The following is a 13,460-nucleotide window of genomic DNA, read 5'->3' on the forward strand; positions in this document are numbered from 1 at the left end:
TTATGAAAAAGGCATTGATCACCTGTGCGATCGTCGGCGGCCTGCTGGCGAGTTACCCGGCGCTGTCAACGGATCAGGCGGCGTCTTACAAATCGGCCGGCAAGGGCGGTTATCATCATGCTCAGCAAAAGCTGAAGGTGGTGGAAGATCTGTACGCGGGCTTCTTCAACCGCCATGACATCGGCGTGGCGCGGAAGCTGATTGTGGAAAACTACAAGCAGCATAACCCGTTCGTCGGCGACGGCATCAAGCCGTTCCTCGATTTCTTCAGCCAGACCTTCAAAGACAACCCGCAGTACAGCGCTAAAATATACCGCAGCGCGGTCAACGGCGATCTGGTCTACGTTCACGTCAAATATCAAAATAACCCGCAGGATCGCGGCACTGCCAGCGTGGATATTTATCGGGTGAACGATCAGGGGAAAATCACCGAGCATTGGGACGTCAATCAGGATGTGCCGGAAAAATCGGCCAACGACAACACCATGTTCTGATGCAAAAGGGCCGCTGCGGCGGCCCTCTACGCGCCTGCAACACTTTATTTACTTACATAAATACCAAACGTTCATCGCGTCGAGTAGGCTACGGCCGCCTTTGGCAGTGGCGGCGCGGTTGATGGGCGTCATTGTCCCGCCACTGCTTGAGGCGCTTCCCTCGCATTCCCCGCTATCCCGCGCGTTTAGGCTGCACTTTTTTTGAACTGATGGCGCAGCTGCAGCGCATTGAACAGCACCAATACCGCCGTCACGGCGAACACCCAACGGAACCCCATCATCGCCGAAATGCCCGAACCCAGCAGCGGGCCGACCACGTTGCCCAGATACATAAATGACTGGTTATAGCCGAAGATGCGCCCGGTCACCTGATCGGAGGAATACTTCAGCAGCAGCGCCTGCACCGCCGGCATCAGCGCGCCATCGGCGAAGCCCAGCAGAAAACGCAGAATGCCCAGCTGCAGCGGCGTATTCACCCAGGCCATCACGGCGAACAGGCCGGTGGTGAACAGCAGCGCGGCGATCAGAATGCGCGCGGTACCGATGCGATCGCCGAGCCGCCCGAGGCGCGGCGCGGAGATCAGCGCCGCGATGCCGGGCACGGCGGCGATCATGCCGCTGACGAAGGCGATATTGCTGACGTTGCCCGACAGTTCGCGAATGAACAGCGTCAGGATCGGGCTGATGGAGGAGTTGGCCAGCTGAATCATCAGGGTGCAAACGAACAGGGTGACGATCAGCGCCGGATAGGGCAGCGACCGGAATACCGCCTTGCCGCTCAGCTGATCCGCTTTTTTCACCGTGATGCGCCGTTCTTTAATCAGGAACAGCGTCACCAGGAAGCTGACGAACATCAGCCCGGAAGTGACGAAAAACACCACCCGCAACCCCAGATGGTCGGCCATCAGCCCGCCCAGCAGCGGCCCGGCGATCACGCCGGAGATCTGCCCGGTCGAGAGCGTGCCCAGCGCCCAGCCGCTTTTATCGCGCGGCGCCTGCGAGGCGACCAGCGCCATGGCGTTGGGAATATAGCCGGACGTCAGCCCCATCAGGGCGCGCAGCGCGAACAGCTGCCACACGTTAGTGGCCAGCCCCTGCAGCGCGATGACGATCGCCATGCCCAGCGAAGCGCGCAGCAGCATCAGCTTACGGCCTTTGCGGTCGGCCAGGCTGCCCCACAGCGGCGACACCACCGCCGAGACCAAAAAGGTGCCGCTGAATACCAGCCCGGACCACAGGCTGAGGGATTGATGATCGCTGACGCCAAGTTGTTCGACGTACAGCGGCAGAAAAGGGAGGATTTGGCTCATCGCCAGCCCGGTGAAGAAACACCCGAGCCAGACCGAGATCAGATTGACTTTCCACGCTTCCATCGGCTTATCGTACCACGTTGAATGAGGAGGGACTTGTTAAGCAAAATAATAATAACACTGCAAATTAGTCGGCGAGGGGGCAAATGCGTGAGCAAACGTAACCCTGCCGGCTGCAGTGTCTTTTTGCTATATATTAATAGCTATATTATCATAGATAAATGGGTTAAGCCAGAAGCGCGCGGTGGCCGAACGGGGCGCCATTGACTGCGCGATCCGGCGATGTGAAAGTAGGGACAAACTGAACGTTATCGACTGATGCCAATGAAAAAAGATCATCCTGAAGACGTGACGCTGCTGCGCACGCAGTTAATGTCGCTGGTGCGCCGCATGCGGCGCGAGTCGCGCAGCGACGAAAAATCCTGGGCCCAGCTGATGCTATTGGGGGCTATCGATCGCCATGGCGGCGAGGCGACGCCGTCGTTGCTGGCGGAGTCGGAGCGTATGCGCTCCTCAAACCTGGCGGCCGCGTTGCGCGAGCTGGAAGCCGATGGGCTACTGGTGCGCACACCGGATGCCGAAGACAAACGCCGGGTGCGGGTGCGGCTGACGTCCGCCGGGCTGGGTTTGCTGCAGCAAAGCCGCGCCCGACGCGAGGCATGGTTGCTGGCGGCGATGGAAAGCTGTCTGTCCGAGCGGGAGCAGGCGCTGTTGCTCGAAGCGGGGGCGCTGATGGCGCGGCTGGCGGCGGCGCCGTCTGCGGAAGCGGACTGATTGCAGGGGCGGCCTGAGTTGCCCCCCAGCGGCGAGATTACGGCATCGGCCAATCGACCGGCATGGTGCTGACCACGTCCACGTAGCGATCCCAGGCCGATGACCAGAATTGGGTGAAGGCTTCGAGGGTGAAGTGAATGCCCATCAGGCCCATCACGAACCAGCAGGCGGTAAACAGGCCCAGGCTGCTGAACATGAACGCCATGCCATTGCGGCTGGTTTTACGGCAAACGACGTTTAACTGGCTGGCGAAGAACATCATCACGGCGCTCAGCAACTCCCAGCGCATCATGATTAAACCGGTGGCAATGGTACTCATCGAACTCGATCCTATGTAACAAAAAGCCGCATCCGGCAGGGCGCCGACAGGAAAATGCGGAGGAGAATAACGGTAATAGTGTGATATGGATCACATTGTAGCATTGAGAGGAACGGCGGCTCAATGGGGCGCGCGGTGAAAAAAACGCCGCCGGTAACATTCCAATATGCTGAAACAGTTATGCCATTTCATTAGCAACCTTTTCATGGGGCGTCGCGCCCGATAACGCTATGCTTGCCGGCTTTTCAGTTCCCTGATTTTGCGGGGAAATGTGACGCAAAAGGTATCGGCTCCGCATGGCCCTGTTAAAAGAAAAAATTCGCGACCACTCCGCGGAAGAGATGTTGTTTATCCGTCGGGCGGCCGTGGCGCTGGCGCTGGTGGTGGTCTGTTTCGGCGCGCTGGTCGTCAACCTCTACCGGCTGCAAATTCGCCAGCACGGCTTTTACCAGACGCGCTCCAACCAGAATGACATCAAGATGTTGCCGATCGCCCCGAGCCGCGGGCTGATCTTCGATCGCAACGGCATTCCGCTGGTACGAAACGTGACACTGTATCGTATCGAGATCACGCCCAGCAAAATCACCGACATGGCCGCGCTGCTGCAGGCGTTGACGCCGATCGTCGATCTGACGCCGGAAGATATCAGCGCGTTTCGCGACGACATGCACCACAACAGCCGCTACAAGCCGATAACGCTAAAAGCGGGGCTGAACGACACCGAGGTGGCGCGTTTCGCCGTCAATCAATACCGTTTCGACGGGGTGACTATCGATACCTATCAGCAGCGCGAATATCCTTACGGCGCGCAGCTGGCGCACGTGCTGGGCTATGTGTCGAAGATCAACGACAGCGATCTCAAGCGCCTGGACAAGGCCGGGTTGAGCGAGAACTATGCCGCCGATCGCAACATCGGCAAACAGGGCATCGAGGCCTATTACGAGTCCGAGCTGCACGGCACCACCGGCTATCAGGAGGTGGAGGTGGATAACCACGGGCGGGTGATCCGCTTGCTGAAGGAGCAGCCGCCGCAGGCCGGCAAAAACATCTACCTGACGCTGGATCTGCCGCTGCAGCAGTACATCGAATCGGTGCTGAAGGGGCAACGCGCCGCGGTGGTGGTGGAAGATCCGCGCGACGGCGGCATTCTGGCGATGGTCTCCAGCCCCAGTTACGATCCCAATCCCTTCGTCAAAGGCATCGGCTATCAGGCCTATAAGGCGCTGCTCCGCAACCCGGATCTGCCGCTCATCAACCGCGTCACCCAGGGGCTGTACCCGCCGGCGTCGACGGTGAAGCCCTACATGGCGGTTTCGGCGCTGTTTGCCGGGGTGATCACGCCCACCACCACCTTTTTCGGCGCGCCAACCTGGACGCTGCCCGGCACCGAGCGGCGCTATCGCGACTGGCTGAAGACCGGTCACGGCATGCTCAACGTCACCAAAGCGATAGAAGAGTCCGCCGATACCTTCTTTTATCAGGTGGCGTATGAGATGGGCATCGATCGCATTCACCATTGGCTGAGCCAGTTTGGTTACGGCCAGTCGACCGGCATCGATCTGAACGAAGAGTACCGCGGCGTGCTGCCAAGCCGCGACTGGAAGCTGAGGGTGCACAAAAAAGTCTGGTATCAGGGGGATACGGTATCGGTCGGCATCGGCCAGGGATATTGGGTGGCGACGCCTATTCAGATGGTGAAAGCGCTGACTACGCTGATCAACAACGGTAAGGTGAAAACGCCGCACCTGCTGTATTCGCTGCAGCAGGGTAAGCGGGTCACGCGTTATCAGCCGCCGACGCAGGCGCTGCAGATTGGCGATCCCCGTTCGCCTTACTGGGGCATTGTGCGCAACGGCATGTATGGCATGGCCAACCTGCCGAACGGCACAGGATACAAGCTGTTCCATACCGCGCCGTACCAGATTGCCGCTAAATCCGGCACCTCGCAGGTGTTCAGCCTGAAGCAAAACCAGACTTACAACGCCAAAATGATTCCGGTGCGGCTGCGCGATCACATCTTTTATACGCTGTTCGCCCCCTACAAAAACCCCCGGGTGGCGATGGCGTTGATCCTGGAAAACGGCGGCGGCGACGGCGTGGTGGCGGGGCCGACCGCGCGCGCGATCCTCGACCACATTTTCGATCCGGCCAACGCGCCGCAGCCCGGCGACGCGGTGCAAACTAAACCGCAGTTAAACGACAGTGCGGATGTGCAACGGTGATGCGGTTTGTTTTTACTTTCTTACAAACTGCAATCTCCTGACCATTTCCGGCAAGGTAGACTGAAATAACACGATAAACCGAATAAAAACGCAGGGTTAACACAACAGTGGCGCCATCGACCAAAAAGAGCGGTAAAACCTATTCCACAGTTCGTTTCGGCTGGATTTGCGCCGGCATGCTGGTCTGTTTTTTTCTGTTGGCGTTCAGGGTCGGTTACCTGCAACTGCTGGAACACCAGCAGTTGGCGAACCAGGCAGATCAGCGCTCGATTCGCACCCAGGTAGTGCCGACCAACCGCGCCATGATCACCGATCGCAACAATGAGGCGCTGGCGGTCAGCGTGTCGTCGAAAGACATCGTGCTGGATCCGAAGCATATTCTCGATACCCAGACCGATACCGGCAACGAACGCTGGCAGAGCATGGCCAACGTGCTGAAGATCCCGCTGGCGGACGTGCAGCATCTGATCCAGAGCAACGCGCACAAACGCTTTGTCTACCTGGCGCGCAAGGTGGAGGACGACAACGCCGCTTATATCAGCAAACTGCACCTGACCGGCGTCAGCACCGAGCAGGATTTCAGCCGCTTCTATCCGATGGGCCAGGATGCGGCCGGACTGATCGGCATCGTCGGCCAGGACAATCAGGGGCTGGAGGGCATCGAGCTGGGCTTCAACCCGTTGCTGCAGGGTAAAAACGGCCTGCGGGTCTACCAGAAGGACGGCAGCGGTGCGGTGATCGGCGTGATTAAAAGCGTGGATCCGGTTCCACCGCCGAATGTGACGCTCAGCATCGACAAATTTATCCAGTACGTGCTCTATGCGCAGATCCGCGACGGCGTGGTGGCTAACCAGGCAGATTCCGGCTGCGCGGTGCTGGTGAAAATCGACACCGGCGAAATCCTCGGCATGGCCAGCTACCCGTCGTTCAACCCGAACAACTATGGCAGCACGCCGGCGAAAGATATCCGCAACGTGTGCAGCAGCGACAGCTTCGAACCGGGTTCGACGGTGAAACCGGTCGTGGTGATGGTGGGGCTGGAACATAAGCTGATTCGGCCGGATACCGTGTTGGACACCACGCCGTATCGGGTGAACGGTCACCTGATCAAGGACGTCGGCCACTGGTCGAAGCTGACCATCACCGGCGTGCTGCAAAAATCGAGCGACATCGCGGTATCGCACATTGCGCTGGCGCTGCCGGCCACGGTGCTGCCGGCGGTCTACCGCAGCTTTGGCCTGGGGCGGCCGACCGAGCTTGGCATCGGCAACGAGAGCAGCGGCTACCTGCCGCAGCATCGCGAGCGCTGGGCCGATATCGAACGCGCCACGTTCTCCTTCGGCTATGGGCTGCGCGTGACGCCGCTGCAAATGGCGCGCGAGTATGCCGCGATCGGTTCCTTCGGCATTTATCGGCCGCTGTCGATCACTAAGGTGACGCCGCCGGTGATGGGGCAACGCATTTTGCCGGCCGATACGGTCAGGTCCGTGGTGCATATGATGGAAAGCGACGCCTTGCCGGGCGGCAGCGGGGTGAGTGCTGCGGTGCCCGGCTACCGTTTGGCGATCAAAACCGGTACCGCCGAGAAAATGGGCCCCAGCGGCAAATACGACGGCGGCTATATCAACTATACCGCCGGCGTGGCGCCGGCCAGCGATCCGCAGGTGGCGCTGGTGGTGATGGTCAACAACCCGAAAGCCGGCAAGCACTTCGGCGGCTCGGTAGCCGGGCCGGTGTTCGGCAAGATCATGGCCCAGGTGCTGGAGCACATGAATATCCTGCCGGATGCCCAGCCGCTCAATGTGGTGTCGTCGGTTAAAGGGTGAGGATTTAAGCGGGAAGTGAGTGGGTCAGAAAATGTCTGGCCCACGCTTCAATACAACGAGTTTAACCTACGGCAGTATTTATTATGGATATGCCTTGAGGTATTGATTGATATTCGACTTGAATGAATTTCTCTGTTTCTAAAATAATATTTCTTATTTGGCGATTCGCAGAGAAGCTTATTTTCTCACCAAGACAATTCCCTCTTTCGTTCACGCCTTAACATGATTTCAACGCATTCCGAACCCGGCAACACCCGCCTATGGGAGGCTGTAATCGTCGTGTCATCAATGCTCGTTAGACTCGCGGCATCCTGGTATTACCGACTAAAAATCATGAATATAAAACTGACACTTGGCCGCGGGGCAAAACCTGCGCCCGCGCTGCCGCGCGCGTTTGGCTTCGGCAAAAGCATGGGGTTATTAAGCGGCGTAATTTGCGTTATCGCGCTATTTTCTCTGCTGCAATTGTTTCCACCGTATTTATTTCCAATATTCTGCGCGACGCCAAGATTAACCTGATGACGGGCGACGCCTTGCATCGCCAGCAGGCGGCGATGGATCGCGCCAGGCTGTCGCTGCTGACGGCCAGCGATACCCTGAACCTTGCGGGCATTTACTATCTGCAGGATAAAGCCACCGGCTCCGACGGCAGCTGGCATAGCCTGCTGGATGAATCGCTGGCGGCGTTGCAGGCTTCCGAGCAGGCCTTCGCCCGGTTTGAGCGCCTGAGTGCGACGGCGCCCGAGGCCGCTGACGCCCTGAAAGGCAGTTATCGCCTGTTCTATGACGGTCTGAAGGAGCAGGCGCAAGGGCTGCAACGCAGCGACAGCATCGATGCGTTTTTCGCCGTGCCGATCCAGGCTTTTCAGGCGGATTTCAACGAGAAGTATCTCGCTTATCAGGCGCTGAACGAACGACGAGGCGATGACGTCAACGTGCGGCAATTGGCGGCGCTGGAGCAGGCCAAAACCTATGCGCTCGGCGCGCTCGCGGCGTTGGCGCTGATCGCCTTGGGCGTGTGGTTCGGCGTTGCTCGTTGGGTGATCGCACCGTTGCAAAGGGCGATCGCCCATCTCAACGTGCTGGCCGCCGGCGATCTTTCGCGGCCGTTGCCGCCTGAACGGGCGGTTAACCGCGAAATGCGTCAGTTGCAAACCAGCATTGGCCACATGCAAAACGGCCTGCAGCGGCTGGTGAGTGAGGTGCGCGATGCGGCGAGCGGGATCCTGAACGGCGTCGGGCGGCTGGCGGACGGCAATCGACAGTTGACGGCGCAGTCGGCGAAGCAGGACGGCGAATTGCAGTTGGCGACCGAGCACGTGCAGCAGTTGGCGGCGCGGGTGGAAGAAAACGGCCAATACGCGCAGCTGGCCAATCAACGCACCGAACAGGCCAGGCAGTGCGCCGGCGCCGGTGAAAAGATGATGCAAACCGTCAACGTCTCGATGCAAGGGATCGTCAACCAATCGGCCGAGATGCGCGGCATTGTGGCGCTGATCGACAGCGTGGCGTTTCAGACCAATATTCTGGCGCTGAATGCGGCGATCGAGGCCGCGCACGCCGGCGTTCACGGCCGCGGTTTCGCCATTGTCGCTAAAGAAGTGGGCCTGCTGGCGCAGAAGAGCAGCCATTCTACGCGCGATATTCAGCAGCTGATCAACCGCTCGTTGCAGCAAATCGATCAGGGTTCGCAAGCGGTGGATCTGCTGGCGGGCAATTTGCGTCAAATTATCGATCTGGTGAACACGTTTAGCGCACTGATGGGGGAGATCTCGCTGGCGTCGCTCAATCAGGGGGAGAGCATTCAGGACGTGACGGCGCGCATCGCCGGGCTGAATCAGGTGGCGCGGCAAACCGGCGCCGTGGTGAACGCGGTGACCGAGGCTTCGCAGTTGCTGCAGGGCGAATCGGAACGATTGGAAAAAGCGATGGCGCGTTTCAGGCTGCCGGCGCAATAAATAACCCTGGCGCAGGTTAATGAATAATAAAGCCGCGCTTAACGTTATTTATTTAGGTCCGCTCCCTGAGGAATTTCAGCGGAGTAAATAAAAGCAGGCCGGCGCGTGTGGATTAAAAAAGCGTCGGCCTGCGGAGGTTATTTTTGGCGGGAGAATTAACGGCTGGTCTGGTGGCCGATGATGCCGCCCAGCGCTGCGCCGCCGAGGGTGCCCAGCGTGCTGCCGTCGGTCAATACCGCGCCGCCCACGGCGCCGACGCCCGCACCGATCGCCGTGTTGCGATCGCGATTGGACATATGCCCACATGCGGTAACGGAAAGCGTCGCCATTACCACCACCAACACACCCGCGGCACGTTTAATATTCATAATGAGTTCCTGGTAAATTGGCTAATTAATGGATTAAAAATAATCCGATTAACTCGCCGGTAGAAGTTGGGATGAATGTATTCCTCCGAAAGAAAATCGAACAGGTAAAAATTCTTAATTTTGGCGCGGTGAAAAGCGATCGCTCGCCGAATGTGCGGCCGTCGGCAAAACCGTTCGGCTATACTGGGAAGACGCCTCATGAGGGGCGGGGCGCACACGCTGGAGGCCGCCATGTCCGAGCTCGTTTCCGCATCCGGCAAACCGGTGAAAATTCCCGGCCCGGACCATCCGATTACGCTGACCCGCCATCCGACGCGGGTCGTGGTGCGCGGCGCCGGCCAAATCCTGGCCGACAGCCGTCATGTACTCATCTTGCAGGAAGCCAACTATCCGCCGGTGTTTTACTTTCCGCGTGAGGATGTGAATATGGCGCTGCTGCATAAAAGCACGCACGTGAGCTACTGCCCTTATAAGGGCGACTGCAGTTATTTCTCCCTCACGCTGAACGGCCCGCAGGGGGACAATGCGGCCTGGAGCTATGAAATGCCTTACAACGCCGTGGTGGCGATCAAGGATCATCTGGCATTTTATCCCGACAAAGTCACGGCGATCCGTACCGAAGCCTGAGCCGCCGCCGCCTTCGGGCGGGGGCAGGTTGACATTCCACTTATCCCTACTCATTATGTGTATTACCGGAAATTGATACGCTTTCCTTATGTTTCAATCCGACATAAGCGAAACTCTGAGCAGGTGCCAAGGTGTCTACCTCTACGCGATTTGCCGTTGCCATCCATATTCTGACCAACATCACGCTGTGTCGCGGCCAGACGGTGCGTTCCGAAGATATCGCCCGCAGCGTCAACACCAATCCGACGGTGGTGCGGCGCATTCTCGGGGCGTTGGCGGAGGCGGGGCTGACCTATTCACAGATGGGGCAAGGCGGCGGGGCGCTGTTGGCGCGGCCGGCGGAAGCGATTTCTCTGCTGGACGTGTATCGCGCGGTGGAGGATCAACCTTATTTCACGCTGCATCGCACCCGGCCTAACGAGGCGTGCTATATCGGCCACGCCATTACCCCGGTGCTGGAGCAAGAGTTTGCGCGCGTCGGTCACGCGCTGGAAGCCAGCCTGGCGCAGACCAGCATCGCCGAAATGGCCGGGCAGGTTGAGCTGCGCGCCGGCTATCCCTTCGTCCCTTGTTCACCGCAATATCAAGCAGATACGCAGTAAAAAATCACGACAAACCCCGTTCCGCGCAGAGCATTTTTTGCATTGCGTTAATGTAATTGTGTAAGTTACATTAGCTCGCATCAAGTGTGATGTAGCTCACGTTTTAGACTGCCTCCCCACGATAATCGACCGTTTGGCCGGAAACCTTTTCTTCCGGCGCAGATTCGCTGTGCTTATAAACCAGGAGAGAACGATGTTAGAAATGATTGAAAGCTTGGCCACCGTGGTGGTCCTGGTGCCGGTAATGGTGGCCGTCTTGCTCGGCGCGATTTACGGCCTGGGTGAAGTGTTCAACGTCTTTTCCGCTATCGGCAGAAAAAATAACGGCTGAATTTGAACGTCAGGGGACGCAACGCCCCCTGACGAAGGGTTACAATACCGTCGACAGGAAGTTGCGCGTCCTCTCATGTCCCGGCGCATCCAGAACCTGCTGCACGCTGCCCGTTTCAACCACCTTTCCCTGATCCATAAAGACAATCTGGTCGGCCACTTCGCGGGCGAAGCCGATTTCGTGCGTGACCACCACCATGGTCATGCCCGAATGCGCCAAGTCTTTCATCACCTGCAGCACTTCGCCAACCAATTCAGGATCGAGCGCGGAGGTCGGTTCATCAAACAGTAACACCTGCGGGTTCATCGCCAGCGCGCGGGCGATGGCGACGCGTTGCTGCTGGCCGCCGGACAGTTCACGCGGCCAGGCGTTGATGCGATGTTCCAGCCCGACGCGGGCCAGCAGCTGCTTCGCCCGTTCCTGCACCTCGGCTTTTTTTTCCTTTTTCACCCGCAGCGGCGCGTCGCTGACGTTTTGCAACACGGTGCGGTGCGCAAACAAGTTGAACTGCTGAAATACCATGCCGATGCTTTTACGCTGTTCGGCCACCTCGGCTTCTTTCAGCTCGTACAGATGCCGGCCTTTTTGACGATAGCCGATCAGCTGTTCGCCAACGCGAATGGTGCCGCCGTCCAGTTTTTCCAGGTGGTTGATGCAGCGCAACAGGGTGGATTTGCCGGAGCCGGAAGGGCCGAGGATCACCGTTACCGAACCTGCCGGAATGGTCAGGCTGATGTTTTTCAACACTTCGGTGCCGGAAAAGGATTTCCGCACCCGGTTGATGTGGATGGATGCGCTCATTGTTCACCTCCCTGAGGGGCTTTGCGGTTGAGGAAGAACCGGCCGCTGCGCGTTGCCTGCGTGCCGCGGCCAAAATAGCGCTCCACGTAGTATTGACCAATTGACAGAATCGAAGTCATGGCCAGATACCACAGGGTGGCGACCAGCAACAGCGGGATGACCTCGTAGGTGCGTTGGTAAATGATCTGCGCCGAATACAGCACGTCCTGCAGGGCAATCACCGACACCACCGCGGTGGTTTTCAACTGCCCGATCACCTCATTGCCCGCCGGCGGCAGGATGGTGCGCATCGCCTGCGGCAATACCACGCGCCACAGGATTTGCCCACGACGGTAACCCAGCGCTTTGGCGGCTTCCAACTGGCCGCTGCTGACGCTTTGGATGCCTGCGCGCACAATTTCCGCCGCATAGGCCGACTGATGCATCACCAGCGCGATCACCGCCGCGCTGAAGGTGCTGATAAGGGTATTGGTCGGCGCGCTGGCGACTTCGCCCAGAAACGGGATCCACAAGCTGATGCGCGGATAAAGCGCGGCGATGTTGTACCACAGGAACAGCTGCACCAGCATCGGCACCGCACGGAAGAACCAGGTGTAGAACCAGCTTACCGCAACCAATACCGGATTGGCCGACAGGCGCATCAGCGCCAGCAGCACGCCGCCGGCGAAGCCGAACACCACCGAAATCACCGTCAGCTTCAGCGTCATGAGCACGCCGTTGAGGATGGACGCCTCGGTCAGATTTTCCGCCACCACCGACCATTCAAAGCGCGGGTTGTGCAGCATGGAATTGATGATAACGCCGACGATCAGCAGCACAACCAGGGCGCTGAGCCAGCGCCCGTAATGTCGGTGGCCGACGATGCTCAGTTCCGCGTCGTCGACAGGGTGTTGCCCACTCATTTTGCGATCTCTTCATTGATGCCGGCGGTTTTCACGGCACCAAAACCGATATCCCAGCCGTCGAGGATTTTCTGGTAGCTGCCGTCGGCGATCAGAGAATTCAGCGCCGCCTGCACCGGTTTCACCAGTTCGGAGCCTTTCGGCAGGGCGATGGCCACCGTGGTGCCGTCGATGTTGATATCACCGGCCAGCGTCAGCGGTTTAACGTGGGTGGCCTGGTAGCGCAGCCCTTCATACGGGCCGAAAAACATCGGCACGCGGCCGCTGATCACCGCCTGCACCCCGGCCGGGCGGTCCGGGAAGATCGGCATGGTGATGGCCGGCTTGCCGGCGGCGACGCATTGATCGCTGGCCTGCTGCAGGCGGGTGATCTGCGAGGTGCCTGCGCCGGCGCCGACGGTCTGGCCGCACAGCTGGGCCAGCTCGGTGTAAGGGCCAAGCGCAGCGTCTTTGCGGGCGATCAAGGCCAGCTTGGAAGCGTTGTAATAGCCGACGAAGTCCACTTGCTGGAAGCGCTTTTTGTTGGCGTCAATGTTGGCCAGCGCGACGTCATAACGGCCGGACTTCAGGCCGGGGATGATGTTGTCGAAACCGCCGGTGTCCTTCCAGTGGATCGCCACGCCCAGGCGATCGGCAATCGCGCTCATCACGTCGATTTCACGCCCGGCCAGCGTTTTGTTGTCCGCCTGGTAAAAGGTGGTCGGCGGGGTGTTCGGGTTGGTGCCGGCAACGATATAGCCGGCCTTTTTGATAGCGTCAGGCAGGCTGTCGTGCAGCGCCGGATCGGCGGCAGCTTTCACCGCCGCCTTGAAGGGAACATCGCCTTCAGCGGCATGAGCTGCGGCCAACGGCGCCAGCGTGGAGGAAGCCAACAGCAGGGACAGTACGGTGCGTTTGAATGTGGTTTTCATCATGATTTCCCTGCG

Annotated in this window: 13 protein-coding genes and 1 pseudogene; 8 read left to right on the top strand and 6 right to left on the bottom strand. The window is 59.1% G+C overall.

Annotation, left to right across the window (positions count from 1 at the left end; translation table 11 throughout):
• Nucleotides 1-2: 2 nt before the first annotated feature.
• A complete protein-coding gene (locus tag SERRSCBI_RS11165; RefSeq protein WP_033643018.1) occupies nt 3-494 on the top strand; it encodes a nuclear transport factor 2 family protein in 492 nt (163 codons plus the stop codon).
• A 185-nt stretch (nt 495-679) separates the two neighbouring features.
• Here the strand turns inward: SERRSCBI_RS11165 and SERRSCBI_RS11170 are convergent, their stop codons facing one another.
• Nucleotides 680-1,867, bottom strand: a complete 1,188-nt coding sequence (locus tag SERRSCBI_RS11170; RefSeq protein WP_042784458.1) for a multidrug efflux MFS transporter — start codon at nt 1,865-1,867, stop codon at nt 680-682.
• A gap of 255 nt (nt 1,868-2,122) precedes the next feature.
• Between SERRSCBI_RS11170 and SERRSCBI_RS11175 the strand changes: the two genes are divergently transcribed.
• Complete coding sequence (locus SERRSCBI_RS11175; RefSeq protein ID WP_223524949.1) at nt 2,123-2,578, top strand: MarR family winged helix-turn-helix transcriptional regulator; 456 nt, start codon at nt 2,123-2,125, stop codon at nt 2,576-2,578.
• 37 nt (nt 2,579-2,615) lie between these two features.
• Here the strand turns inward: SERRSCBI_RS11175 and SERRSCBI_RS11180 are convergent, their stop codons facing one another.
• Nucleotides 2,616-2,897: a YjcB family protein gene (locus SERRSCBI_RS11180; protein ID WP_033650442.1), complete on the bottom strand. Its 282-nt coding sequence runs from the start codon at nt 2,895-2,897 to the stop codon at nt 2,616-2,618.
• A 296-nt stretch (nt 2,898-3,193) separates the two neighbouring features.
• Between SERRSCBI_RS11180 and mrdA the strand changes: the two genes are divergently transcribed.
• The 3 genes and pseudogenes from mrdA (at nt 3,194) to SERRSCBI_RS11195 (ending at nt 8,903) form a co-directional block, all read left to right on the top strand.
• Nucleotides 3,194-5,119 carry a penicillin-binding protein 2 gene (gene mrdA / locus SERRSCBI_RS11185; RefSeq protein WP_042784459.1) on the top strand — a complete coding sequence of 642 codons (1,926 nt, stop codon included), beginning with the start codon at nt 3,194-3,196 and terminating at the stop codon, nt 5,117-5,119.
• Nucleotides 5,120-5,226: 107 nt separating this feature from the next.
• On the top strand, nt 5,227-6,945 hold the full coding sequence (locus tag SERRSCBI_RS11190; protein WP_033643023.1) for a penicillin-binding transpeptidase domain-containing protein: 1,719 nt from the start codon (nt 5,227-5,229) through the stop codon (nt 6,943-6,945).
• A 411-nt stretch (nt 6,946-7,356) separates the two neighbouring features.
• A pseudogene (locus SERRSCBI_RS11195) lies at nt 7,357-8,903 on the top strand (methyl-accepting chemotaxis protein).
• A gap of 155 nt (nt 8,904-9,058) precedes the next feature.
• On the opposite strand, the gene osmB reads toward SERRSCBI_RS11195, so the two are convergent.
• Nucleotides 9,059-9,271, bottom strand: coding sequence for an osmotically-inducible lipoprotein OsmB (gene osmB, locus SERRSCBI_RS11200; protein ID WP_004940700.1), 213 nt, complete (start codon nt 9,269-9,271; stop codon nt 9,059-9,061).
• A 231-nt stretch (nt 9,272-9,502) separates the two neighbouring features.
• On the opposite strand from osmB, the gene SERRSCBI_RS11205 reads away from it, so the two are divergent.
• From SERRSCBI_RS11205 to SERRSCBI_RS24110, 3 genes are all read left to right on the top strand, one after another.
• Entirely contained in the window at nt 9,503-9,898 is a 396-nt protein-coding gene (locus SERRSCBI_RS11205; protein ID WP_042784460.1) for a DUF427 domain-containing protein, read from the top strand.
• 131 nt (nt 9,899-10,029) lie between these two features.
• Nucleotides 10,030-10,500, top strand: a complete 471-nt coding sequence (locus tag SERRSCBI_RS11210; protein ID WP_033650438.1) for an Rrf2 family transcriptional regulator — start codon at nt 10,030-10,032, stop codon at nt 10,498-10,500.
• A 193-nt stretch (nt 10,501-10,693) separates the two neighbouring features.
• Complete coding sequence (locus tag SERRSCBI_RS24110) at nt 10,694-10,831, top strand: AcrZ family multidrug efflux pump-associated protein (protein WP_016927779.1); 138 nt, start codon at nt 10,694-10,696, stop codon at nt 10,829-10,831.
• Between the two features lie 39 nt (nt 10,832-10,870).
• On the opposite strand, the gene SERRSCBI_RS11220 is transcribed toward SERRSCBI_RS24110, so the two are convergent.
• Genes SERRSCBI_RS11220 through SERRSCBI_RS11230 form a run of 3 tightly spaced genes read right to left on the bottom strand, consistent with a single transcriptional unit; the run spans nt 10,871 to nt 13,445 of the window.
• A complete protein-coding gene (locus tag SERRSCBI_RS11220) occupies nt 10,871-11,632 on the bottom strand; it encodes an amino acid ABC transporter ATP-binding protein (protein WP_042784461.1) in 762 nt (253 codons plus the stop codon).
• Nucleotides 11,629-12,534 carry an amino acid ABC transporter permease gene (locus SERRSCBI_RS11225; protein ID WP_042784462.1) on the bottom strand — a complete coding sequence of 302 codons (906 nt, stop codon included), beginning with the start codon at nt 12,532-12,534 and terminating at the stop codon, nt 11,629-11,631. Before SERRSCBI_RS11225 ends, SERRSCBI_RS11220 begins: the two co-directional genes overlap by 4 nt.
• A complete protein-coding gene (locus SERRSCBI_RS11230) occupies nt 12,531-13,445 on the bottom strand; it encodes an ABC transporter substrate-binding protein (protein WP_033640379.1) in 915 nt (304 codons plus the stop codon). The genes SERRSCBI_RS11225 and SERRSCBI_RS11230 overlap by 4 nt, the downstream gene beginning before the upstream one ends.
• Between the last annotated feature and the right edge of the window lie 15 nt (nt 13,446-13,460).

This window comes from Serratia sp. SCBI (assembly GCF_000747565.1).
Taxonomy (GTDB): domain Bacteria; phylum Pseudomonadota; class Gammaproteobacteria; order Enterobacterales; family Enterobacteriaceae; genus Serratia; species Serratia ureilytica.